The 1,171-nt window shown below is 40.8% G+C and carries 1 pseudogene; it reads right to left on the reverse strand.

Annotated elements, in window-relative coordinates:
* Positions 1–313 (reverse strand): annotated as a pseudogene (locus CWM53_RS06800) (ATP-binding cassette domain-containing protein); the annotation flags it as partial.
* Positions 314–1,171 lie beyond the last annotated feature (858 nt).

The raw sequence follows: 1,171 nt of genomic DNA on the forward strand, positions 1-1,171 counted from the left end.
CTCTTCCTGAATCACGCCCTGGTCGATGAAGATCACCCGGTCGGCTACTTCGCGGGCAAAGCCCATTTCGTGAGTCACGATCACCATGGTCATCCCCTCGCTGGCGAGGCATATTGCGCAGATTCATCGACGCCATAATCAGGTTTTCCAGCACCGTCATGTGCGGGAGCAGGTTAAAACGCTGGAATACCATGCCGACGCTATCGCGCATCTTGTTGAGGTCGGTGGTCCGGTCGTGGGCGGCAAAACCGTTGACCATCACCTCACCTTCGCTGACCGTCTCCAGGACGTTCATGCAGCGCAGGAAAAGTGAATGGTTCGTTTTGCAGAAATTCATACAGCTATGTGATGTAAAGCTATTGAGTGTATGTATTAGCTAGCAATAGCTGTTTTTTACTTTTCTTTCCTTTTCATCGTTTTTTACAGAGTAAAGTAAATAACTGCGGCGCATTAATCACATCTCATTTACTTCTACGCATGTGTTACATGCATGCTGAGTAATCACATGTGTACACTACATTAAATGCTTTGAATGTAACCGTTAAATACACTTTATTTTACTGTTATGTTAATTTCATAAACGGCATAAATATATAAATATGAAATGATGGGCAGGTCTGATTATAAATATAAATTCTTAATGTATTTGTGCGCATTACATAAGAATCATCTCAATAGTAGTGGCCCTATTAGAATGTCCCTAGGATAATTCGTCACACAGCAGTAATGACGAACAACAAACATGAGGTTAATAGAATTTTCTACTATCACTAACTTGAATGCCCATGCTTTGATCAACAGCGTTAAAGAAATGTACAATACTCTGCTGAACAATAAGAAATCGATAATTAAAGCAGTTGATAATGTTGTATGTCCTACTGACGTTTCAGACGTATAGACAGTGATTAAAGGAGATGATTTCCCTTGCTACTTTAAAATCACTTTTAACGCTGCTATGTGGGTAATCTTTGCAGGTCAAAGGTTGGCCTATAGCACTGTGCAGGGCAAGCTAAAGCAAGTTGTTCATAGTGTTATGGTTCAACACGCATTAGTTAGTAGCTGGCGTGGCTAATTTCGCTTGCTTTGCCAATCCGACTATTTGACATATTCACGCAGTTAACCACGCCTTAGATGGTGGAGATTATTAAGATGATACTTTTATCTATATGTG

The sequence above is a fragment of the Klebsiella sp. A-Nf5 genome (genome assembly GCF_002810545.1).
In the GTDB taxonomy this organism is placed as follows: Bacteria; Pseudomonadota; Gammaproteobacteria; order Enterobacterales; family Enterobacteriaceae; genus Klebsiella; species Klebsiella variicola.